Raw genomic sequence first — 23,751 nt, 5'->3', positions numbered from 1 at the left:
TCGGTGCCGACGGTCGCATCGCCGTTCACGGTGCCCGCGGCGAGGTGAACATAGATGCCCGACGTGGTCGTCGTATCCGAATTGTAGGTGACCTGATCGTAGCCGCCGCGGCCGTCGATATAGTCGTCACCGCCGCGACCTTCATAGGTCTCGTAGGTGAAGGCCGCATTGTCGCTGCCGTAGAACGTGTCGTTGGAGGCCGAACCCCAGATCGTCGAGACGTTGGAGAAGGTGTCGTGGCCGACGGAGGCGTCGCCGTCCGCGGTCCCGGCTCCGATATCGACGGTGACCGCGCTCGATGCGCCGAGATAGGACAGCCGCGTCACTGCCTGCCCCAGGGTGTTGAGATCGCCGATGACGCTATCATCGCCGCCGCGCCCCTCGAACTCGCTCTGTCCGGCGGCTACGCCGGGCAGACCGGTCGAGCCGGTAAACCCGGCCGCGTTGAACGTGTCGGCATAGTTGCTGCCGAGGATGCCCTCGACATTCGCCAGCACGTCTGTCCCGACGCCCGGGCCGGCCACCGAGCCAGCCGCAAGATTGGCGGTGATGCCTCCCGTTGCATCACCGTAATCGGCGCGGTCAAAGCCTACGCCGCCGTCGAGCTGGTCGTTGCCGCCGAGCCCTTGCAGGACGTCGTTGCCGCCGAGGCCGCTCAAATTGTCGGCATAGACCGTGCCGACCAGCGTGTTCAGATTGGCATCGCCGATCAGGTGAACGCCTGGCGCGAAGATGAAATCCGCCGCAGTCAGGTTCGCCAAAATCACGTTCTGCAGCGTCAGGCTGTCGCCATTGCCGAAATTGATGAACGTGTTCGGTCCCTGCTGCGAGGCGATCGCCTGCACGTCAGCGAGGTTGTAGATGCTTGCGCCCGAAAGGTCGATCTTGTCGGCTTGCGCATGCGAGAAGTCGCCGATGAAATCGGCGCCGCCGCCGCTCACATAAACAAACGTGTCAGCGCCGCCGTTGCCGACCAGATTGTCGGCGCCGCTGCTGCCCTTCAGCGTATCGTTGAAGTTCGATCCGGACACGCCGATCACGCCGCCGGTGATGGTGTCATGACCTACCGAACTATCGCCGTCCACAGTACCGTTTGCGAGGTTAACGGTCACGCCGCCAGTAGCGTTGGCGAACAGCAGCTGCGTGCTGCCGTTGCCGGTGATGAGGTCGTTGCCGGCGAGGCCCTGGAAGGAATTGAATCCGATGAAGCCGGTCGCGTCGTAAGTGTCGGCGAAATTGCTGCCATAGACGCTGTTGACGCCCGTGAAGGTGTCGTGCCCGACCGACACGTCGCCCGCGACCGAGCCGGCGTTCAGGCCGACGGTGACGCCGCCGGTGGCATTCGTGTAGAGCAGTCGCGTGCTGCCGTTGCCGGTGATGAGGTCGTTGCCGGCGAGGCCCTGGAAGGAATTGAATCCGATGAAGCCGGTCGCGTCGTAAGTGTCGGCGAAATTGCTGCCATAGACGCTGTTGACGCCCGTGAAGGTGTCGTGCCCGACCGACACGTCGCCCGCGACCGAGCCAGCGTTCAGGCCGACGGTGATGCCGCCGGTGGCGTTGGTGTAGAGCAGTCGTGTATTGCCGTTGCCGGTGATGGCATCATCGCCGCCGAGGCCTTCGAACTGATTGAAGCCGCCGTTGTTGCCGATATTGAGCGCACCGGCCTGACCATAGCCCGTCGCCACATAGGCGTCGGCGTAGCCCGTGCCCTGAATGCCCTCGATCGACCGCAGCGTATCGGTCCCGATCGACCCATCGCCGCTCGCCGTGCCCGCCGCCATGTCGACGGTNACNCCNCCCGTGANCGTGCTGAGGCTGTTGTAAATCGCGGTGTCGAAGCCGGCGCGGCCGTCGATGTAGTCGTCNCCGCCGAGACCGGTNAANTTGTTGTTGAAGCTGCTGCCGAGCAGCGTGTCGGCGAAGGTCGAGCCCTGCACCGCATTGACGCCGGTGAAGCTGTCGGTGCCCTCGGTCGCACCCGTGGCGCTGCCGGCAACCGTAACCGCATTCGTGGNCCCNACNNNGCTGGTCTCGAGGTCGACGCTGACGCTGGAGGCCGCGATCTGGTAGTTCAGGCGGGTGGAGCCGTTGCCGATGATNGTNTCGTTGCCGCCGGCGCCNGCGAAGTCGTTGAAGGCGCCGGAGGAGCCGACATTGGTCGCCCCGGCCTGACCGAATCCGGTCGCGTCGAACGTGTCGTCGAAATTGGTGCCGCGGGCGGCCTCGACGTTGCGGATCGTGTCGGTGCCGACGGTCGCATCGCCGTTCACGGTGCCCGCGGCGAGGTGAACATAAATGCCCGACGTGGTCGTCGTATCCGAATTGTAGGTGACCTGATCGTAGCCGCCACGGCCGTCGATATAGTCGTCGCCGCCGCGACCTTCATAAGTCTCGTAGGTGAAGGCCGCATTGTCACTGCCGTAGAACGTGTCGTTGGAGGCCGAGCCCCAGATCGTCGAGACGTTGGAGAAGGTGTCGTGGCCCACCGAAGCATCGCCATCGGCGGTCCCTGCCCCGATGTCGACCGTGACCGCGCTGGATGCGCTCAGATAGGACAGTCGCGTCACCGCCTGCCCCAGGGCGTTGAGATCGCCGACGACGCTATCGTCGCCGCCGCGCCCTTCGAACTCGCGCTGTCCGGCGGCTACGCCGGGCAGACCGGTCGAGCCGGTAAACCCGGCCGCGTTGAACGTGTCGGCATAGTTGCTGCCGACCACGCCTTCGATGTTGACCAGCGTGTCCGTCCCGACGCCGGGTCCCGAGACGGTGCCGGCCGCGAGGTTGGCGGCGATGCCGCCGGTCGCATCGGTATAGATGGCGCGGTCGAAGCCGGAGCCGCCGTCCAGGAGATCGCTGCCGCCGAGGCCCTGGAGGCGGTCGTTGCCGCCGAGACCGCTGATGGATTCGGCATTGGCGCTGCCGACGAGGTCGTTGGCGTTGTCGTCGCCGACGATCGGCGCGGCCGGCGTGCCGAACAGGAAATCGCTCGCCGTCAAGCTGTTCAGATCGACGTTCTGAAGCGTGAGGCCGTCGTTCGAATTGAACGTGATGACCGTGTTGGGACCGTTCTGCACCGCATGCGCTTGCAGATCGGAGAGACTAAAGATGCCGTAGACGCCGGTCAGATCGAGCTTGTCCTGGCCATGGACGAAATCCTGGATGAAGTCGAAGCCGCCGCCGCTCGAATAGACGAAAGTGTCCACACCGGCGCCGCCACTGAGGAAGTCGTTGCCGGATCGACCATCCAGGGTGTCGTTGCCGTTGCTGCCGGAGAGGCCATCGTTGCTGGCGCTGCCGACGATGGTGTCGTTGAAGTTGGACCCCAGAACGTTGAACACGCCACCGGTGATGATGTCGTGGCCGACCGAGCCGTCGCCATCGGCCGTGCCCGCGGTGAGGTTGATGCTCACACCGCCGGTCGCGTTGCCATACTGGATCTGGGTATTGCCATTGCCGGAGATGGTGTCGTTTCCGGCATTGCCCTGGAATGTGTTGAAGTTCGCGTTGGCGCCGGTGAAACCCGTTGCGTCGTAAACGTCATCAAGACTGCTGCCCACGGCGCTGTTGACGCCGGTGAACGTGTCGTGACCGGTCGAGCCGTCACCGGTGGCGGTGCCACCCGCGAGATTGACGGTCACCCCGCCGGTCGCGTTGGCGAAAATCAGACGCGTGTTGCCATTACCGGTGATGACGTCGTCACCACTCAGCCCTTCGAACTGGTTGAAGGTCCCGTTGTTGCCGATATTGGCCCCACTCGCGCCGTAACCGGTCGCGTCGTAGGTGTCGTCGAAGTTGGTGCCCTGAATGCCCTCGATCGATCGAAGTGTATCGATGCCGTTCGATGCATCGCCGGTGACGATGCCGGCCGCCATGTCGACGGTGATGCTTCCCGTGATGAAGAAGATGTTGTTGTAGGACGAGACGTCAAAGCCGCCGCGACCGTCGATATAATCGTTGCCGGCAAGGCCGGTGAATGTGTCGTTGGTCGCCCCGCCCAGCAGCGTGTCGTCGAACATCGATGCCTGAACGGCGTTGACGCCGCTGAATTGGTCGGTTCCGACGGATGAATCGCCGGTGGCAAAGCCCGTGACGAAGTCCACCTGGACGCCAGCCGTCGCGTTGTTGAAACCGAGCCGCGTGAAGCCGTTGCCGGTGACGATGTCGTCACCGCCATTGCCGGTGAACTCATTGAACGTCCCGTTCGAGCCGGCATTGACGCTGCCCGCGCCGAAACCGACGGCATTGTAGGTATCGGCGAAGTTGGTGCCGCGGATCGCCTCGATCCCGCGCAACGTATCGGTTCCGATGGTCGAATCGCCGGAGACAGATCCGGCGGCGAGATTGACCGTAATTCCCGTCGTGGTGTTCGGATCGACATTGTAGTCGACGCGATCATAGCCACCGCGGCCGTCAATGTAGTCGTTGCCCGCAAAGCCCGAATACACCTCCGCGGTGAACATCGGATTGTTGCTGCCCAGAATGGTGTCGTTATACGCAGAGCCCCAGACGCCGTTGAAGCCGGACCCGACGAGCGTGTCGTGACCGACCGATGCATCACCCTGCGCATAGCCGGCGGCGAGATCCACCGTCACCGCCCCGGTGGCGCTGACATAGGAGACGCGCGTCAGCTCCGCGCCCTGGCTGTTGGTGTTGCTGATGATGGTGTCGTCACCGCCTTTGCCTTCGAACTCGTTGTAGCCGACGGGGCTACCCGGGACATGGGCGTCGCCGGTGAAGCCCGCCGCGTTGAACGTATCGGCAAAGTCGCTGCCGATGGCAGCTTCGATGTTGACGAGGGTATCTGTTCCCACGCCCGCGCCGGACGCCGTTCCGGCCGCGAGGTTGATCGTGACGCCGCCGGTTGCGTCGGTATAGACGGCGCGGTCGAAGCCCGGGCCACCGTCGAGGATGTCGTCACCCGAGCCGCCGCCGAGATAGTCCTTGCCGGCGCCGCCAAAGAGGATGTCGTTTCCGTCACCAGCGCTGATGCGATCGTTGCCGTCCTGGCCGTCAATCAGATCGTTGCCTGCTCCGCCCGAAAGCACGTCATCGCCGAGCGAGCCGAACAGGGCATTCCCGACCGGGGTCAGCACGGCACTCTGGACCTGCTGCTCGAGATTCTCGACATAGAGCGTCGTGAGCTCAGTTACCGAATCCGGGTCGGAGAAATTCGTCGCAGCCAATTGCTCGGCAGCCGCGCCTTGAGCGACCTGGCCGGCCTGCGCCAGCTCGGTGACGCTCGTGGCCCCCTGAATGCTGTCGTTCGCGGCAGCAACGACCTCGATAACCGTCGCGGCGGCCGCCGCGTCGACGCCGGAGGACGTGACGACGCTCTGAACCGTTTCCGAAGACGCCAGATCGAAGACGGGCGCGCCGGGCCCGCTCAGGGAGGCCGTAATGGCGCCTGCAATGGCTGTAATGACCGCGCCCGTCTCCACGCCGACGGCCGACACCTGGGCGACCGTGCTTTGGACCTGGATAGCCGCCGCAAGCACCGCCGTTGCGGTCGGATCGCCATTCACCGCAGCGGGCACCGGATCGTACGACAGCAGGTCAATGGGGTTGGCGGGATCAGAGGCGAGATCGACGTTGAACGCGGCAGCAATGGCGTTGATGGCTTGGTCCACCGTCAGCGGGTGCTCGTCGTTTGCCGTGCTATCGACCAGCGCAACGATCAATGTCGTCAGCGGAGTGATGACGGTGGAGCCCTCCGGCGCCCTCAGCACACCGGCGACCTGCAACCCCGTCGAGATATCGACGCCGCCGATACTCACGAGCGGACCGGAGCCGCCCGCCAACGTAAAGCTGCCGTCAGCCCGCGTCGTCGTGTACGCCTCGCCTGCGTCAAGTATTCCGTTGTTGTTGGCGTCAGCAAATACCGTCGCCCCGCCGATATAGCCGTCGATATCCAGCGCATTGATCTCGTTGGCACCGGACGTCACGGTCAGCGCGAGCTCGGCTGAGCTCACCGCCTGATGAATGCCGTGGTCGGAGATGGCGGTGACCTGCAGCGTGAACGGATCGGCGCTGCCGACGGCGTGGTTCGGGATCAGAACGACGTTCTGAATGGAGGCGCCCGTCACGAGCCAGACGCCGTCCCCGATCGCTGCGCCGTTCTGAACCGTAAAGCTCGACGGCACCCCCTCGATCTTCACCGACAAGGTGCTGCTCTGGTCGACCTTATCGGCGGCAATGTGAAGCGTGATGTTTCCGTCGGCGGCGCCCGATGAGTCCTGAACGCTCAGATTCGGCGCGTCCTGCGCGCCATGGATATCGAAGCTGATGTTCTTTGTCGTGCCGTCGACCGACGTAACCGTGAAAGTCTCCGTCCTGGTGTCGTTGGCGCCGAGATACTGAATAGCGGCGTTGTCGACCGAATAGGTGTAGTGGCCGTCGGTCTGCAGCGTCACCGCGCCGAGGTTGCTTGGTGCCGTGATCTCGCCAGCCTGGAACGCGGCCTGATTCTGGTCGGCGTCGAGGATGGACAGCTGCCCGGACGCCGTCAGCTGGCCGTCCTCGGTGACGTCGTGATCGCCAACATTGCCGATGGTCGCGCCGTCGTCCTCGCCGTGGATTGTGAACGTGACATCCTTGGAGCTGCCGTCCTGAGAGATGACCGTGAACGTATCGATCTTGGTTTCGCCGGCTCCGAGATATTGCGCGGCGTTGTTGGCGACGGTGTAGGTGTAGCTGCCGTTGGCCGAGAGGTTCAGCGTGCCGAGATTGCCCGGCCCTGTGAGCACGCCGGCCTGGAACGAGGACTGGCCCGCGTCCGGGTCGCTGACCGAGATGCTGCCCACGGCGGTCAGATTCCCGGCGTTGTTCGCCGCAAGGTCTTCCGTCACATCGGCAATGGTGGGATCGCCGATCGTCGCCGCGTGGTTGCCGCCGGCCGGGCCGTGAACGGTGAAGCTGACCTGTTTGGTGGTGCCATCGACGGCGGTCACGGTGAAGGTATCGACCTTGACGGTACCGGCCGCCAGATTATGCGCAGCGCTTTCGGCCACGACGTAAACATAGCTGCCGTCGCCCGACAGCAGCAGGAAGCCGAGGTTGCCGGCAGCGGAGCCAACGGCCGGCTTGAACGCCGCTTCGCCCTGATCAACGTCCGTGATTCCGATGCTGCCGGATGCGGTGAGCACGAGTGCGGACGGATTGTCGTAGACATCGTGAATCGTGGGTGTGCCGATCACCGCCGCGTCATTGACGCCCTTGATGACGAACGAGATTTGCTTGGCCGTGCCGTCGAACGACTTGACGGTGAAGGTTTCGACCTTGGTGTCGCCCGCACCGAGATATTGCACGGCGCTGTTGGCGACCGAATAGTTGTAGGTGCCGTTGGCATTCAGCGTCAATGCGCCCAGATTGCCCTGCCCTGTGATCACGCCGGCCTGGAACGTGGACTGGTTCTGGTCGGCATCCGAGATCGAGATCGTGCCTGACACCGACAGCGTCGGCGTGCTCGCGTCCTCGGTGACGGTGGTGAAGGCGGGCGCGCCGATCACGGCGGCATCGTTGGTGCCGTGAACCGTGAAGGAGACCTGCTTGGCCGTGCCGTCCAGCGCGCTGATCGTGAACGTCTCGACCCTGGTCTCGCCGGCGCCGAGATATTGAACGGCGCTGTTGGCGATCGAATAGGTGTAGCTGCCGTCGGCTTTCAGGGACAGCGTGCCGAAATTGCCCACCGCGGATACCACGGTGGTCTTGAACGCCGATTCGCCTTGATCGACGTCGGAGATCGCGATCGTCCCGCTGAGCTTAAGGGTCGGATTGCGGGAATCCTCGGTGACATCGGCAGCCGAAGGCGTGCCGATGATTGCGGCATCGTTGGCGCCCTGGATCGTGACGGTCGCCGTCGCTGTCGATGTCAGGCCGGCGTTGTTGGTTACGGTGTAGGTGAAGCTCTCGCTCGCGGACTGGCCGGCGCGCAGCGACTGGAACGCCGAACCCGGCGTATAAGCGATGCTGTGGCCGTCGGCGGCGATGCTGACCGTCCCCAAAACTCCCTGCGTGTTGACGGAGGTGACGCGCAGCATCCCGCCCGCGGGGTTGGTGTCATTGGCGAGCACGTTGATCGCGGTGGCGCCGGCATCCTCGCCGATCGTGACCGCATCGGCATTGGCGACCGGTTTCTGCACGAGCGAAATCTGGAAAACGGCGTCGTTGTAGTCGGCGTCGCCCGGCGCGGTGTAGGTGCCGTTGGACCTGCGCGTCGCGGCGGAGTCCTCCCAGGCGATGGTGCCGGTTGCGCCGTCGGCGGTGTCGCTGGCGAGCTTGGCTGCCGTCTGCTGGCTGCCCATGACCGACGAGGCATAATCGACGCCGCCTGCGTTCTTGGAGGTCTCTGTGAACAACGCATTGGCGCCGGCGCCCCTGAGCAGGTCGGGCTTGCCGGCAACGTAAATGACGTTGCCGTTGGCATCGACATCGGCGACCGCCCAGGTGCCGTCCGAGAGCTTGATGACCTTGATGGCGCCGGAGAGATCGTCGGCATCGTTGCGGCCCGGCGCCGCACCGTCCGGAATGAGGAAGAACTGGATCTTGCCAAGATCGGCGGTGTTCACCGCGAAGTCGACATAGGAGACACCGGGGGTGAGGGCGCCAGCCCCTTGCGAATCCGCATTTGCGAACAGAATTCCGCCGAGCCCTGTTGAGCTGTTGTACCAACCAAAGGTGTTGCGATAGGCCGCGGACTCCGAGACAAAACTGGCGCGCAAAATCGTCTGGCCGCTCATGGCGAGCCCCCCTTTAACGTTCTGATGCTCAAAAGTTCGCCGTCAGCCCAACGGCGCGAGTTGGAAATGAAATGGTCTTGTTATGATTGTATCGGGTATCGATTCGACGAGGCGCCGTTGCCCGACGTCGAACGGCGAAGTCCTGTCACGGAGCGACGAAGGACTTCTGATAATTGCAAATTGTTTTCATTGTTGCGTGACTGCGTCAAGACAGCACAGCTGCTAACCTTAAGCGCAGTGTGAATCGAACTGCGCAGCCGAGAAAGCGCGCGTTCCAGGTTTGCGATTGCGCCCGATTTCGGCACACCAGAAAATCGAAGCTCTGCCGAATTGCAGCACAATACGGGATGGAATGAAGCGATCGCCTTGCCTCCCCGGCTGGCCTTGACCAGATCGCTTAAGCTGTCGAGAAAATGGATTGCGACCGTTGATAGCGCAGCTGAACAATTCGCGCCGCGCCGGGCAACACATACTGCGACACTCTGACGCGCACAGATATCCCCACAGATCGATATCGGGAGCCGAAAGCCGTCGTCGAGATCCGACTGACTCAAGCAAAGCAACGTCATCTCAATTCCTGGTGCGGCAAATATTTCTCTTCCATGGAATAGCGCCGGCACATCTGGACGCATGACCCGAATGGGTCATTCCGGTCCGGGCGCCGCCGCCTGCCGCAGCCATCCGCTAGACTTTCGTCAAGTGCGATTTTTCAGGAAAAACAGGCAAGGGGGGCTTGCTTCGAGCCGCCTCCTCACGAAGCATCGCCGGTCAGGGAAACGCATTCCGGGGCCCCAAATGTCGGGGACTTGCATGCATGCAGCAAGGATGCATGCGGGCTCGCAACGAAATGCGTGGGGTTAGGCGGAGGGGGCCGCGCTTGAAAGTCGACAAAATCGACGATGCCGAGCTGTCGAAGGTCCTCAATCGACTTGGCGAAGCCGCCGTGAATCCGGAAGCATGGCGCGACATCATGGATGACATCTGCAAGGCGGTGGGCGCGTCGGCGGCCCTGCTCCTTCAAAGCGATATCCGGACCCCGGACGTTCCACGCACGGCGTCGATTGCGGAGGCTACCGAGCTCTACTTTAGGAATAACTGGCATCTGAGGGACCCGCGCGCCAAGGGCTTTCCGCGCATGATGGCGGGAGAGGTCGTGACCGACCTCGATGTGATGACGCCGGAGCAGATTCGCGCCGATCCCATGTACAACGAGTTGCTGTTTCCATCCGGATTCCGCTGGTTCGCCGGCATCGGCTTCTGGGCCGACAGCGCCGCGTGGGCATTGACGATCCAGCGAACCGGCCGCGAAGGCCCGTTTGAGGCAATCGACAAGCAGCTGCTTGCCCAATTGGCGCCGCGCCTGACCGAGACCGCCACGCTCGCGACGGTCGTCGGCAGGACTGCACTCACCGCGATGACCGATGTTCTGGACCGGGTCCGACAGCCCGCGTTGATCCTCAATCGGGAAGGAATGGTCCTGCGCACCAACGCGGCAGCCGAAACGGGATTCGACAACGAGATCCGCATCAGGGAGCGGCGCCTCATCCTTCGCGACAAGCATGCGATGACAAGGCTCGATCAGCTGATCAGCGCGGTGCGCTCCACGCCGGACGCCTCCGCCATCCCCGCCTCTCCGATCCTGATCCGCCGGACGACAAAGCCACCGGTCGTCTTGCGGATCCTGCCGGTGGACGGGGCGGCGCGCTCCGTCTTCCTCGGAGCCCGCGCCATGCTGATCCTGTCCAACCTCATTCCACGCCCGGCGCCGGATCCGGCGCTGATCGGCCAGGCCTTCGATCTCACCCCGGCGGAATCTCGCCTGGCCGCCCTGCTTGCAACCGGCGCATCGCTCGCCAGCGCTTCCGAGCACCTGCGGATCTCGCGCGAAACAGCCCGCAACCACCTCAAGTCGATCTTCTCGAAGACGGGCGCGCACCGCCAGTCGGAGCTGGTCACGCTTGTTTCTCAACTCGCTTGATTTGCATCGTCCAGCTCGGGACCGTGACCGAGGTCCTGAACCGCGCGTGGTATCAGCCATCATCCGCGGCAAACACGAACGCGCCAATTCCCTGCGAACAGGGAAGTTTACAGGGAAAAGCGCCCACCGCAGGCCCCGCCTTGGCAACGAGAATTGGCGAGAAGTACCTTAAATTGCTAGAAATCCCGAGCGTCCCGGCTCTCATCGGAGCAGGGAATTTTCGCTGGCGAACAGGGACTCGCGTGGCCGTGAGCAGGGAAATATATCCGGCGGGCTTCAGTGGCGCGCCTCCCCTTGCGCCGCGCGAGCGGGATGACAATCGGGAGCTGCCTGAATGGGCGAATTGGCCGATCGGCCCAAGGTGAAGAACCGATCTCATTCAGCTATTGATCGCAAGGAGGCATTTGCCTGAAAAATTTCGCGCCTTGGCGTGATCCCGGACCTGGCATAGCATTAGGGAGTTTCATGCCTCCGGGGAGGCGGCTTTTGTGATGCGCCTGCAAACGCTCTCGTTTCGTGATTGGCTGGAGCACGCATTTGGACGCGAGGTTCGCTTTCAGCAAGCACCTTGGTACTTCGATCCTGAGCATGATTGGTGGGACCCGCCACCAGCAGAAGCTGTATCTTATCTCACTCGGCTGTTTGAAGACCCGCAGACCGCGCTAGAGGGATTTGCTGACAGCCAAATCGCACAAGGCTTAACCTACCTTGTCAATACCAGCGCAAGCGGCGATAACAGATGGCTTTGTTCAACTGATGTGCCCATCAAAGATCGTATCCGCTGCGTCAAGTCCATCGCAGAACTCTTTGCCAAGTTGTTCGAATCGCGGTGCACCCCCAGTTTGTCCCACCTGAGCGAAGCCGATGCCGGGACGCTAAACTGTGTCTGTTATATGTGGTGGGATGCCTTTCCGTGCTTGGCTCTTGCCGACGATCCGCACCTGCCAACTCTCCACGATTGCGCGCTCCGCACGATGGAGCGCATCCTTCACCTCAACTCGATTGCCTGTCAGGAGAGCGCTCTGCACGGGCTCGGACACTGGCAACGCGGCTACAGTGACAAGGTGACCCCAATCATCGATCGCTTTTGCACGATGCATGCCAAAGCTGACTTTCGGCTCCTGGCCTATGCTCAATCTGCCCGCTGCGGGTGCGTGCTGTGACCATGGGGACATGGCTCGATCCATGAGCAGCACGGCGGAACGCAAGATGGCGACCAAACCGTACGAGTCCCGTTGCTGAAACATTCCGCCTCACGCCGCGAAAGAAACGCGATCCTTCACCTCCCGGTGATCTCTCTGAGCGGCTCGAGGTCTGCCGGAACTTTTCCGTGCCGATGTGTCAAACGCCATATTCCGCCGATGCAATGGGCGCTGTTGCATTCCTGGCCACCGTCGCTGCAGGCTTCGGCGACGCCGCGACGACATTCGCCTTCGGCTGTAATAATCCGTCTGCGAGGCCAAACATCTGGTACACCCGGTGGGATTGCCTATCCGCGAACCAGCAATTGATGACGGGATTCCGGCCGCTGGCCCATCCGAGCTCGCGCAGTCCTCGGCGGAACGCCTCCAAGGGGCGCCAGTCAACGGTGCCCCAGGCGTCCGGCTGGACGTGCACGCCCGCAGCCAGAGCAACAGACGGCTGCAGCCTGGGCGTGATCTTGATCAAGTTCAGAAGCGTCGCTGCCACGATCATCATGAGGATCCCGCCAACGCTGAGCGTGATCTGCATCGCAAGCCCTTCCGATATGTCGAGCAGCGCCAGGAGGCTAGCGAGCGTCAGCAGGACGCCGAGGCAGAAGATTGGCAACGAGTGCTTGCCACAGAGGATGGCGCCGCGCATCACCGCACTCGTCAAGGCTTGCCGATTGGGCGGCACGAACCATACCGCCACAACCGCTAGAGCCAAGAAATGCAATAGACGCAACGGATCGAGATTGGACTTGTCTGGCGGGTAAGCCAATTTGGTCAGCCCCTGGGGGATCAACGCTTCCAAAGGCTTGACTCTCCAGCTCAATGCGATGACGAGGCTGAAGATCAGATAGAGAGCGGCAGGTACGAGCACCGTGCGAGACGTTAGCCAGGGGCGCACTCGTTCGCCCTCGATTATCATCCAGGCACCAAGAACCGCCAATAGCTGCCAGGCCAGTGGATTGAAAGCCCAATGGCCGCTCGGCCACGCCGGCATGGACCAGCCGAACATTTGCACCAGCGCATAAAGCGCCAGCGAGGCGCCAAGCGTCACGTTCGGCATTCGGAACAGCAACCACAGCAACGGCGCGAAAAAGAGGTGGAGAAGCACGAAGATCGGCAATACGTCGGTATTGACCGGACGGTATTGCAGGATCGCTGCGTGGGCGAGCGCCGAGCCCGGCTGGTCCAACAGAATCCGCGTATTGCTCTCATCAGCAAGACGGTTCCCGCCTGCGAGGTGAACCAAGATGGCGCAGGCGAGCGTCAGCAGCAGAAATGCGACATAGATGTCCCAACTTCGCCGCAGGGTCCGGCGGATCACACTGGTCCACCCCTCGCAACTCCGTACTTTGCCGTAGGCCAGCGCGCAGGTGACTCCCGAGACGAACATGAACACTTCCGCGGCATCGCTGAAGCCGTAGTTCCGTAGCGTCAGCCAACTTCCAATGTTATTGGGGACATGATCAAGAAAGATGCACCAGAGCGCGATGCCGCGGCAGGCATCAATGCGAAGGTCGCGGCTGTTGACTTTGAGCTCCGGCAGAGCGCCCGCAAATTGCTTCGGGGATGCGGTCCGATCCTGCATTGGCTTGCCTCGTCCAGGGTACGCGCAGGCTTCGAGAGGAACGATCAAGAGGAACTGAATGTAACAAAAAGCACGCTGCGGATTCTGACAGCGCCGCAGTCCAGAATTGCTTCACACCGACCCGGCCACGACAGCAATTGCGACAATGATGATATGGCCGGGGTGCGCACAACCCTCTGGTAGAGTGGCTGACTGCCGTCATCATCGTGCAAGCGCCGCAGCCTGTAAATCGGCCGGAGGTCGGTACAGAGAGGTGCCTAGGTCCTATGACCAAGGTATCGTCCGTCCTGTGGGGCCCGCGAGCTGCGCGCTTCACGTAGTCCTCTTACCTGCTTACCTGCCGGCGAACCGCCGGCCGGAGCCGAGATGGAAGATGGACGATCTCGAAGGTGGGTGTATGATTTTCTATTGATCTCCGCGCGGCCAGAAGACGGAGAGCTTTTTTATGAAGGTGCTTGTTGTTGACGATCACACATTGATTCGGGCCGCGCTGCACGCCGTCCTGAAGCAACTAAAGCCAGAAGCCGTCATATTCGAAGCTTCGAGCGGCCGGGAGGCCATGCACATCGTCGAGGAGCATCCCGACATCAGCCTCATTTTGCTTGATATCAATTTGCCTGATCGCGACGGCTTCTCCGTCCTTTGCGAACTGCGCGATCGCTATGCGAGGACTGCTGTCGTCATTCTCTCGTCCTCCGATGATCAAGACACAGTCAGGCGCGCCTTCAAATTCGGCGCGCTGGGTTTCATTCCGAAAACCACGGAACGCGAGGTGATGCTCAAGGCTATTGAATTGGTGTTCTCCGGCGGAGTTTACATCCCGTTGGAGATACTGGAGAAGACGGCGGGCCCACGGCATGCAAACAAGCCAGTGACGCCCGACTCGCTCAAGGGGGTCGGGTTGACCGATCGGCAGATTGAAGTACTTGCGCTCCTGATGAAGGGGAAGAGCAACAAGGTCATTGCCACGATGCTCAATATGGCAGTGCCTACGGTGAAGAATCACATCACGGTCGTTCTCAAGGCCCTCGGCGTAGCGACGCGTACCGAGGCCATCATAAAGGTCGGAAAAATGGGCTGGGAGTGGCCGCCGAAATCTGGATCATGAAACTGCCCCGGCGTCTCTCCCACCATCGTGATCCCTAAACAGCTTGTGCATGACCGCGCGGAGCTGCATTGGGTCGACCGGCTTATGCAGCAAAACGTATCCTCTATCCTTGGCGTCCCGCAGTGGTTCAGCTGCCGTGTCGCCGCTGATGAGAATGGCAGGAATCGTCGAGCCAAACGCCGCATTGATTTGTTCAATTGCCCTGATTCCGGTCTTCCCGCGTGCGAGATGATAGTCCGAGATGATGAGGTCGGGGCGTTGTTCGCGCTCAGCAAGTCGAACCAGTGCGGCTTCGTCGGATCCGGCGGCAAGAACCGAACATCCCCATTTGCTGAGCAATCCGCCCGTTCCCTCCTGCACGATGGGAGTATCGGCAATAACAAGAATTGCCTTGCCGTCGACTGCAAAAGCACCGGGGTGTGGTAAGTCGGCGGGCGCTGCAGCTCTGACGCATTCGTCGACCTTCGGAACCAGGATCGTGAATCGCGAACCGCGACCCACAGTCGAAGCGAGCTCAATTGGATGGTTGAGAAGCAAGCGAAGCCTGTCGACAATGGCAAGGCCGAGCCCCAGGCCGCCGGACCGGTTCTGCTCCGGAGCAGGAACTTGAAAAAACTCGCCAAAGATATTCTGCTTTTGATCCTCGGGAATGCCGGGACCGGTATCGTATACTTCGATGCGCAGCATTTCACCGCGCCGACGGCATCCGACCAGGATCCCGCCCTGCAACGTATAGCGTACAGCATTGGACACCAGATTCAGGAGTATGCGTTCGAGCAGCATGGCGTCGCTCCGCACCCAGGCGTCACTTGGCCTGACGCGTAAGCGCAAGCCTTTTTCACGCGTCGCCTGATCAAACGCCGTCTCACTTTTCTGCAACAGGCGCCCGATCGGGAATTCGGTAATGTAAGGGTTAAGCATCCCGGCATCGATTCTCGAAATGTCCAGCAGCGAATTGAACATTTCGTCCATTTCCTTGCGCGTTGCGTCGACCCGCTCGATCGTCCTCGCCCGCTCCCCCGGTTCGAGCGGCGTGCGCAGCTGGGCCACAAACAGCCCTAATGCATGTAACGGTTGCCGCAAATCATGGCTTGCCATGGCAAAAAAGCGTGATTTTGCGGCACTGGCGAGCTCCAGCTCTTGCGTTCGCTCTGCGACCTTCTGCTCGAGTTCGACGCGCGCGCGGCGCAGATGCTCCTCCGCTTTCTTGCGTACCTCGACATCGGCGCTCAGCAACAAGCTTGGAACGGTAATGCTGATCAAGAACATCAACACCAGCAGGAACGATGCGTTAAGGTCCGTGGTTGTGAACGGGCCGCCGCCCCTGAGCGTGCCCCAGATCGTGATGCCCGCAAGCATCAGGGCGACCGTCGCGGTATCGCGTGGACCGCGGCGCAGCGCCGCCCACAACATTGGCAAGATCGCCAAAAAACCCAGTGGATCTCGTCCGGGCGTTTGCTCGATCAAAGGGCTGAAAGCAATGAGTCCAACGACCGCCGCTGTCGTGAGGACGCCGACCGTCTCCTGAAGCGCATGGCGTTCGAAGTCATGATAGCGGCTTGATGCCCAAAGCACGATAACGGGAGTAATGACCAGTGCGCCTGTCACATCTCCCAGCCACCAGGTGATCCACGCGTCGGCGAAACTCTTCTGTTCGATGTACCCGAAGATTGTCAGACTGGTCAGGCCAATGCTGGCGCTGATCGGCGTCGCGATGACGACGCAGATCACCGCAAACTTTGCGACAGAATCGGGGGTTGAAAACGTATTACATCCGCTCGACCACCGATTAATGAGATAAGCGCCGACAACCGCTTCGAGAGCATTACCGGCCGCAATCGCGATTGCGGTAGCAACCGAGCCCGCCGTCGTCGCATTTGCGATCAACGCTCCCGCAAAAATTGCTGGCCAGGTCCGATATCCCCCCAACAGCACCGCCGCCAGCGCGACACCTGTCGGCGGCCAAATTGGCGTTGAACTGGGATGAACGGAGGCGAGAGCAAGGCCACCTTTGGCCAAGACGAGATAGATGGCGCCGATTGCGACCAGACTACCGACATAGCTGACACCTCGGCTAGAATTTGTCTCGGGAGCTAATGATCGAGGATTGGACATCGTCCACGTCCTGGACTAGGCAAATGCTTCGTCGATCGAAACTGACTTTTGATCTCTGGATCTAACATCGCTAGATGGATACGGGCAGATGCACTCAGGTCCAATTGATCACAGCAGTCCGCTGGCGGACTAAGAGACGGCACGTGCGATCGAGCTGGCCGACTTGCTGTTCAATCCCCGCGGATTGCGTCAGAACCAGTGGGACGAACAGGGCACCGTTGCACCCCGAGGAATTCGCGCCGTCTCGTGTTCACCCCGAGCTTTGGGGGATGCATCGTACGACGAAGATAGGCGCTCCGAAAGTCGGATTTGGACCTGGACCAGGACGCCGTGTGCGACAAAGGCCTATCTCTCGTTGGAGTCTCGGGACTGAACCACTTGCACGATAGCTTGCTGCGACCTGACGAGAGAAGCGGAAGCCTCGCTCAAAAAAAAATTAGAAGCATCCATGACCGATGAGGCGACGAGTCCGTTGCGTCGGCCGTGGCGTTTGCGCTGGGCGACGCAATTCTCCCTTGATCGAACCACCGTAAAGAAGCCTATGATCGAGTGCCATCGTTCGACGACTTGCACGGCGGTCATCTTATTTGAGGCGCCGCCTCGTTTGTTCGCTATCGCTGACAAAACGGCGCACGCACTTCACCGCATTCAAGCATCTTTGAAGAAGCAGCACTGGCGTGCTCGCGCCGCCAGCGGGCGGCAACTAATCACTTGCGTGGGCATCCGAAGACGAATGCGCCGTACACGGCCTTCGTCCGGATTGATCAAAGCGAATTGGCGGGCATGCCGACATTCGCCCGTATCCCGGCATGCCGGTGGCTGGAAGCCGCATCATCAACTGAGGCTAGAGCCGTACGGTTCGAGCGCCTGCCGAACGCCGCACACACCAAACAAATACCGCATCATCGCTCCGTGGACCGCCTCGACCGCGCTCCACAATGTGGCAGGTGCTACAGCCCAAAGCCTCGGCCGATCTCCCGCATCAGCCTGAGCGCGGCGTCAGTATGGCGGCCATAGAACAGCGCGCGATCAAGCTGCGAAAAGATGCCCATTCCAAATAGCGCGATAGCGACGCCTCTAAGCATGGTTGTAGACCGGGTTTGAACGATGCTGCGAAAGTCCAAAACGGCCCCAGCCGCAGGATGGGGTCAACAGCCGGGGCCGGCATTCCCATTCCAATGTGCCGCAATCGGCGGTAATCGGCACGCACCCAGCTAGCCACAGGAAAGCTAACGAACCATTTCGCGTGTCCGAATTCGGTGCGATGCGCTTTGCTGTTGCGCAAACCACGGCCCAACGCAAAGCGAGCGCCGCCCGCAATTATACGGAGGCCGAACCAGAATTGCCGTTGCGTGGCGTCCATCTTCAGCTGCTTCTTCAGGTTGATTTTATGGCGATCCAATTTTGGCCCGAGGACCCACGAGCCTCAAAGCCAAGGCGCATCGCTTCCAACGCCTCGGCCTGTTTTCCCTGGGCATTGAGCTGCCAGGCTGTGGCGGCCTGCCGCTGAATGCCGACGATCTCCGCCCAATAGGCATCCTTGTCCCGCTGCAGCTTGTCCCGCAGTTCTGCCAGTTTGGCGATGTCCGCCGTTGCCGCGGCTGCATTGCCAGAGCGCGCGGCGCCAAGAGCGCGGGCGAAACAGGTGATCGCATCGACATAGGCAAACCGGCTCGGCTCGGCCTTCAGCGCGGCCGCGCCCTGCCAATCGCCGCGCTCGACCATGTAACGCGCCTGGCTGGCCGCTATCGCATAGGGACCGGCGCGGACGGCGGGCGCATAGCCCGTCGTCGCAACCATGTCCGCGATGACGTCGCGGGCTCGGCTGTCCTGCGCGAGCTGGAGCAAGGCGTAGACCATATAATCGTCGGCATGCAGGCGCTTGCTGGGGTCCTTGCCGTCCTTGGCAGCCTTGGCGGAACGGCTTGGCCTCGATGGATTCGTTCCAGTAGCCGACGCGCGTGAAAATGTGCGAGGCCATATGCAAAGCGTGCGGCGCTCCCTGCCTGCATCGATGAAAGAAGAGAGCTTCCTGAAGGTCAGCTCCTCGCGTCGTCTGGCAAAAATCCAGCAGCTCGGCGATTCCGGCGCTGATGTTCTCCCCTGAGCGTTGACCGTTAGATGTGGAGGAGAAAATCCTGACTGGTCAGTATATTCGCGGTTACATTGGTCAAGACAATTTCCATATCCGCCGACCCTTGATTCTGCGCTGTGGTCGAGTTGTTGACGTAGACAATCGTATTCGCGCCGCTCTGAATCCACCCGATACTGTGCGCGGCGACTTGGGCGCTTCCGCTGAGCAAGCCTTGGACACTCGTCACCCCCGCGATCGCCCCGGTGTCGATGACGTCTGTACCATGAACGAAATCACTGATCGTGTCGTGGCTTGCAACCGTGGAATCGGAAACCGCAGCGAAGACGAATTGGTCGCTTCCCGCTCCTCCTATTAACGTGTCGGCACCTCCTCGGCCCTGGATCACGTCATTTCCGGCTTGCCCATCCAGCGTGTCGCTGCCGACATCGCCAAAAATGAAGTCAGCAAAGGATGACCCACGGACGGCATTCACGCCGGTGAAGGTATCTGTCCCGGTGCCGGCGAGGTCACCGGAGGCCGTCCCATGGGAGTTGCCGGCGGCGAGATCGACAGTCACCCCATCCAGAGCATTGTAGAATGCAATGCGAGTATTGCCGTTGCCGGTAATGGTGTCATTGCCGTCCATTCCCTCGAACTCGTTGAGGGTACCGAAATCGCCGGCATTTGCACCGGAGGTGCCAAAGCTGGTTGCGATGAAAATATCGTCGAAGCTAGTCCCGCGAATCGCCTCAATTGATCGAAGAGTGTCTGTTCCGATCGAAGCGTCGCCGGCCACCACGCCTGACGCCATATCGACTTGAATACCTGAAACCGAACCGTCGTTGTTGTAGAACGCCCTGTCGAAGCCAGTTTTGCCGTCGATGAAGTCATTGCCGCCGCGACCGGCAAAATCTTCAGCTGTACCGTTGGGATTGTTGGAGCCGGTGATGGTATCGGCGAATGACGACCCTGACACCGAGCTAACGCCCGAAAAGGTATCGGTGCCTACCGACGCATCGCCGGTTACGGTACCCGACGCGCCGCTGGTGGTGCTGGTCCAGCTATTGAGACCGAAAGTGATCGTCACGGGACCAGTTGCATTGGTGTAGATCAGACGCGTGTTGCCGTTGCCGGTAATGGCATCGTCACCACCAAGTCCCTCGAACTGGTTGAAGCTGCCGTTGTTGCCGACGTTAAGAGCGCCTGCAAGGCCGTATCCCGTTGCCACATAGGTGTCGGCAAGGACGGTTCCCTGGATGGCTTCGATCGAACGCAGCGTGTCCGTACCGATCGAGGAGTCGCCCGTGGCGGTGCCGGACGCCATGTCAATGGTGACACTGCCGGTCGAAAGATAGATGTTGTTGTAGCTTGCGGTATCTAAGCCGCCGCGACCGTCAATCGTGTCGTTGCCGCCAAGCCCGGTAAATATCTCGTTGATGCCGCTTCCCGACAAGGAATCGGCGAACATCGTGCCCATGACGGCATTTACGCCCGTGAACGTATCGCTTCCGACCGAGACGTCCCCGGTCGCCGTGCCGGCTGCTATGTCCACCACGACGCCTGCGGTCGCATTGTTGAATCCGAGGCGCGTATTGCCGTTGCCGGTGATGATGTCGTTGCCGCCTTCGCCGGTGAACTCGTTGAAGGTCCCGAGCGAGCCGGAGTTCGTGCTGGCGCTGCTAAATCCGACGGCGTTGTAGGTATCGGCAAATTTGGTGCCACGGACCGCTTCGATCGACACAAGTGTATCAGAACCAACCGTGGCATCCCCCGTCAGGGTGCCAGCCGCGAGACTGATCGTAATACCCGACGTGGTGGTCGGATCGTTATTATAGTCGACGCGGTCGAAGCCACTGCGGCCATCGATCACGTCGTTGCCAGCGAACCCCGCAAACACCTCGACCGTGCCGAATCCATTGTTGCTTCCGAACAGAGTATCGGCGAACGAAGAGCCCCAGACGACAAGAATCCCGGAGCCAACAAACGTGTCGTGACCAACGGATCCATCTCCATCCGCTGCCCCGGCTGCGATGTCGACAGTCACACCGGCGGTGGCGCTCACATAGGAGACCCGCGTCAGAGCCGCGCCTAAAGGATTCACGTCACTCAGAATGGTGTCGTTGCCACCGCGGCCCTCGAACTCGTTGAACCCGATCGGCGTACCGGGCGTACCGGTGCCCCCAGCGAAACCGGTCGCATTGAAGGTGTCCGCAAAATCACTGCCAACCACGGCTTCGATCGCAACGAGCGTATCGGTACCCACTCCCGGTCCGGATACCGTTCCCGCCGCAAGGTTCACGGAGATCCCGCCCGTGGCATCGGTATAGACAGCGCGGTCAAAATCGGCCCCGCCATCGAGCAGATCGTTGCCGCCGAATCCCTGAAGCCGATCATTTCCGGCGAGGCCGGAAATTGCATCCGCTTGACTCGTTCCGAGCAGCACATCCGAGCCCGAGGTGCCGTTGGTGGCGTTGGGAAAGATGAAGTCGCTCTGCTGAAGGCTTGTTACACCTATCAGCGTCAGAGTATTCCCGCTTCCGACGTCGATGATGGTGTTGCCGCCGCTCACCGTTGCCTTCGATTGAACATCTGCGAGCGTGAAGAAGCCTGACAACCCTGTCAGATCGATCGTGTCGCCTTGGGTACGGTTAAAGTCCGTGATAGTGTCTGCTCCGTCACTATCGGCGTAGACAAAGGTGTCGGCGCCGTTTCCGCCGGTCAAGGTATCGGCGCCACCGCGGCCGTCGATCCGATCATTGCCGTCCCTGCCGTCGAGGACATTGGCATTGGCATCGCCGAGAATGACGTCAGCGAAAGCTGAGCCGCGGACGGCATTCACGCCGGTGAACGTGTCTGTCCCGACACCTGCGAGGTCACCGGAGGCCGTGCCGTGGGAGTTGCCGGCTGCGAGGTCGACGGTCACCCCATCGAGAGCATTGTAGTATGCGATGCGGGTATTGCCGTTGCCGGTGATCGTGTCATTGCCGGCCATTCCCTCAAACTCGTTGAGGGTACCGAAATCGCCGACATTTGCGCCGGAGACGCCGAAATTGGTCGCGACATAAGTGTCGGCGAAGCCGGTTCCGCGGATCGCTTCGATGGATCGGAGAGTGTCCGTTCCGACAGCAGCGTCGCCGGTCACCACGCCCGAAGCCATATCGATTTGAATACCCGACGCCGAACCATCGTTGTTGTAGAAGGCCCTGTCGAAACCCGTTTTACCGTCGATGAAGTCATTGCCGCCGCGACCGGCAAATTCCTCCGAGGTGTTGTTTGGATTGTTCGAGCCGGTGATGGTGTCGGCAAATGACGACCCCGACACCGAGCCGACACCGGAGAAGGTGTCGGTGCCCACGGACCCATCACCGGTCACGGTACCCGACGCGCCGCTGGTGGTGCTGGTCCAACCGTTGAGATCGAAAGTGATCGTCACGGGGCCGGTTGCATTGGCGTAGGTCAGCCGGGTGTTGCCGTTGCCGGCGATGACGTCGTTACCGCCCATTCCCTCGAATTGATTGAAGCTGCCATTGTTGCCGACATTGGCATAGGGAAGGCCGGTCGCGGGATCGATAGCGCCGGTGACGCCGAAATTAGTCGCGTCATAAGTGTCGGTAAAATTAGTGCCCTGAATGCCTTCGATTGAACGCAAGATGTCGGTGCCACTCGAGGCATCTCCGGTCACCGTTCCAGCTGCAAGGTGAACGCTGATCCCCCCCGTCGTGAAGGTCAGGTTGGCATATTGCGCCGTGTCGAAGCCGCCTTTTCCGTCGATGAAATCATCGCCGGCAAGGCCCATGAAGTTCTCATTGGCGCCGCTTCCAGAAAAGGTGTCGGCAAACATCGAGCCCATGACGGCGTTGACGCCGGTGAATGTATCGGTACCCACGGAGGCATCGCCGGTTGCAGTGCCCGCGAGGAAATCGACAGTCACGCCGGCGGTTGATTGGGTATATTGAAGTCGGGTGTTGCCGTTGCCGATGATGCCATCGTTGCCGCCCATGCCTTCGAAATTGTTGAAGGTGCCGCTCGATCCAGCGTTGGTGCTGGTGCCGCTGAAACCAGTGGCATCGTAAGTATCGGCGAAGTTGGTGCCGCGGACGGCTTCCACTGAACGCAGCGTATCGGTCCCGATTGTCGCATCACCGATGACCGTTCCGGCCGCAAGATTGACGGTTAAGCCCGTGGTTGTAGCGACGTCGTTGTTGTAGACGGCAAAATCGTAGCCGCCGCGGCCATCGATCAGATCGTTGCCGGCACGAGCGTCATATTGCTCGAAAGTGCCGTTCGGATTGTCGCTGCCCCGCAGCGTGTCTCCAAATGCCGACCCAATGACCGCATTGACATTGGTGAAGGTGTCGTTGCCGACTGATGCATCGCCGTTCGCCGTTCCCGCGGCGAAATCAACGACCACTGCCGCTGTCGCACTGACATAGGAAATGCGGGTCAGAATCTCTCCGGAAGGATTGACCGTGCCGGCGATGATGTCATCTCCCCCCATGCCTTCGAAGCTGTTGAAGCCAATTGGCGTGCCAGGCACCCCGGCATTGCCGCTGAAACCGACCGCCGAGTAGTGATCGGCAAAGCTGCTGCCCTGGATGGCTTCGATACCGACCAGAGTGTCGGTGCCGACACCCGGCCCCGTCACGGTTCCTGCCGTCAGATCGGCGGTGATGCCCCCGGTCGCGTCGAGATAGACCGCTCGATCAACGCCCGACAAACCATTGAATGTGTCATTACCGCCGAAGCCTTGGAATGCATCGTTCCCGGCGGTCCCTGTCAGGGTGTTGTCGCCAGCATCGCCGAGAATGGCGCCGAGCACGCCGACAGAATAGACCACCGCGCCGCTGGTTGCGGTGTTGCCGGCCGCATCGCTGACCCGTGCGGTCAGCGAGTTCGGGCCATTGTTCAGCGTGACCGTTGTGCTCCAGCCGCCGTTGCCCTGCACGATGGCGGTGCCGATCGT

Annotated in this window: 9 protein-coding genes; 4 read left to right on the top strand and 5 right to left on the bottom strand. The window is 61.2% G+C overall.

The annotated features are described in order from the left end of the window. Positions 1-8,735: VCBS domain-containing protein (locus A3AS_RS44545; protein ID WP_049815134.1), on the bottom strand; the 8,735-nt coding region annotated here is incomplete at its 3' end. A gap of 829 nt (positions 8,736-9,564) precedes the next feature. Between A3AS_RS44545 and A3AS_RS0140865 the strand changes: the two genes are divergently transcribed. Then, positions 9,565-10,713: a helix-turn-helix transcriptional regulator gene (locus A3AS_RS0140865; RefSeq protein WP_157644524.1), complete on the top strand. Its 1,149-nt coding sequence runs from the start codon at positions 9,565-9,567 to the stop codon at positions 10,711-10,713. 491 nt (positions 10,714-11,204) lie between these two features. Continuing rightward, positions 11,205-11,876: a hypothetical protein gene (locus A3AS_RS46340; protein ID WP_084675014.1), complete on the top strand. Its 672-nt coding sequence runs from the start codon at positions 11,205-11,207 to the stop codon at positions 11,874-11,876. Positions 11,877-12,054: 178 nt separating this feature from the next. Here the strand turns inward: A3AS_RS46340 and opgC are convergent, their stop codons facing one another. Further along, on the bottom strand, positions 12,055-13,491 hold the full coding sequence (gene opgC, locus A3AS_RS44540; RefSeq protein WP_018323186.1) for an OpgC domain-containing protein: 1,437 nt from the start codon (positions 13,489-13,491) through the stop codon (positions 12,055-12,057). 445 nt (positions 13,492-13,936) lie between these two features. Here opgC and A3AS_RS0140850 point away from each other — a divergent pair, with 445 nt between their 5' ends. Beyond that, the gene (locus tag A3AS_RS0140850) at positions 13,937-14,599 is read left to right on the top strand and encodes a response regulator transcription factor (RefSeq protein ID WP_018323185.1); all 663 of its coding nucleotides are present in this window, start codon (positions 13,937-13,939) and stop codon (positions 14,597-14,599) included. On the opposite strand, the gene A3AS_RS0140845 is transcribed toward A3AS_RS0140850, so the two are convergent. Then, positions 14,594-16,714 (bottom strand): MASE1 domain-containing protein, encoded by a 2,121-nt coding sequence (locus tag A3AS_RS0140845; protein WP_084675013.1) that lies wholly within the window; start codon positions 16,712-16,714, stop codon positions 14,594-14,596. The two genes, A3AS_RS0140850 and A3AS_RS0140845, sit on opposite strands and share 6 nt — an antisense overlap. A 1,377-nt stretch (positions 16,715-18,091) precedes the next feature. Further along, a complete protein-coding gene (locus A3AS_RS0140830) occupies positions 18,092-18,562 on the bottom strand; it encodes a hypothetical protein (RefSeq protein ID WP_245283408.1) in 471 nt (156 codons plus the stop codon). Between the two features lie 55 nt (positions 18,563-18,617). Here A3AS_RS0140830 and A3AS_RS49740 point away from each other — a divergent pair, with 55 nt between their 5' ends. Beyond that, positions 18,618-18,821 (top strand): hypothetical protein, encoded by a 204-nt coding sequence (locus A3AS_RS49740; protein WP_245283407.1) that lies wholly within the window; start codon positions 18,618-18,620, stop codon positions 18,819-18,821. A gap of 10 nt (positions 18,822-18,831) precedes the next feature. Here the strand turns inward: A3AS_RS49740 and A3AS_RS0140825 are convergent, their stop codons facing one another. Continuing rightward, on the bottom strand, positions 18,832-23,733 hold the full coding sequence (locus tag A3AS_RS0140825) for a M10 family metallopeptidase C-terminal domain-containing protein (protein WP_210163486.1): 4,902 nt from the start codon (positions 23,731-23,733) through the stop codon (positions 18,832-18,834). Positions 23,734-23,751: the final 18 nt, after the last annotated feature.

The sequence above is a fragment of the Bradyrhizobium sp. WSM2793 genome (assembly GCF_000379585.1).
Lineage (GTDB): Bacteria > Pseudomonadota > Alphaproteobacteria > Rhizobiales > Xanthobacteraceae > Bradyrhizobium.
This window is presented reverse-complemented; position numbering and strand designations above follow the sequence as displayed.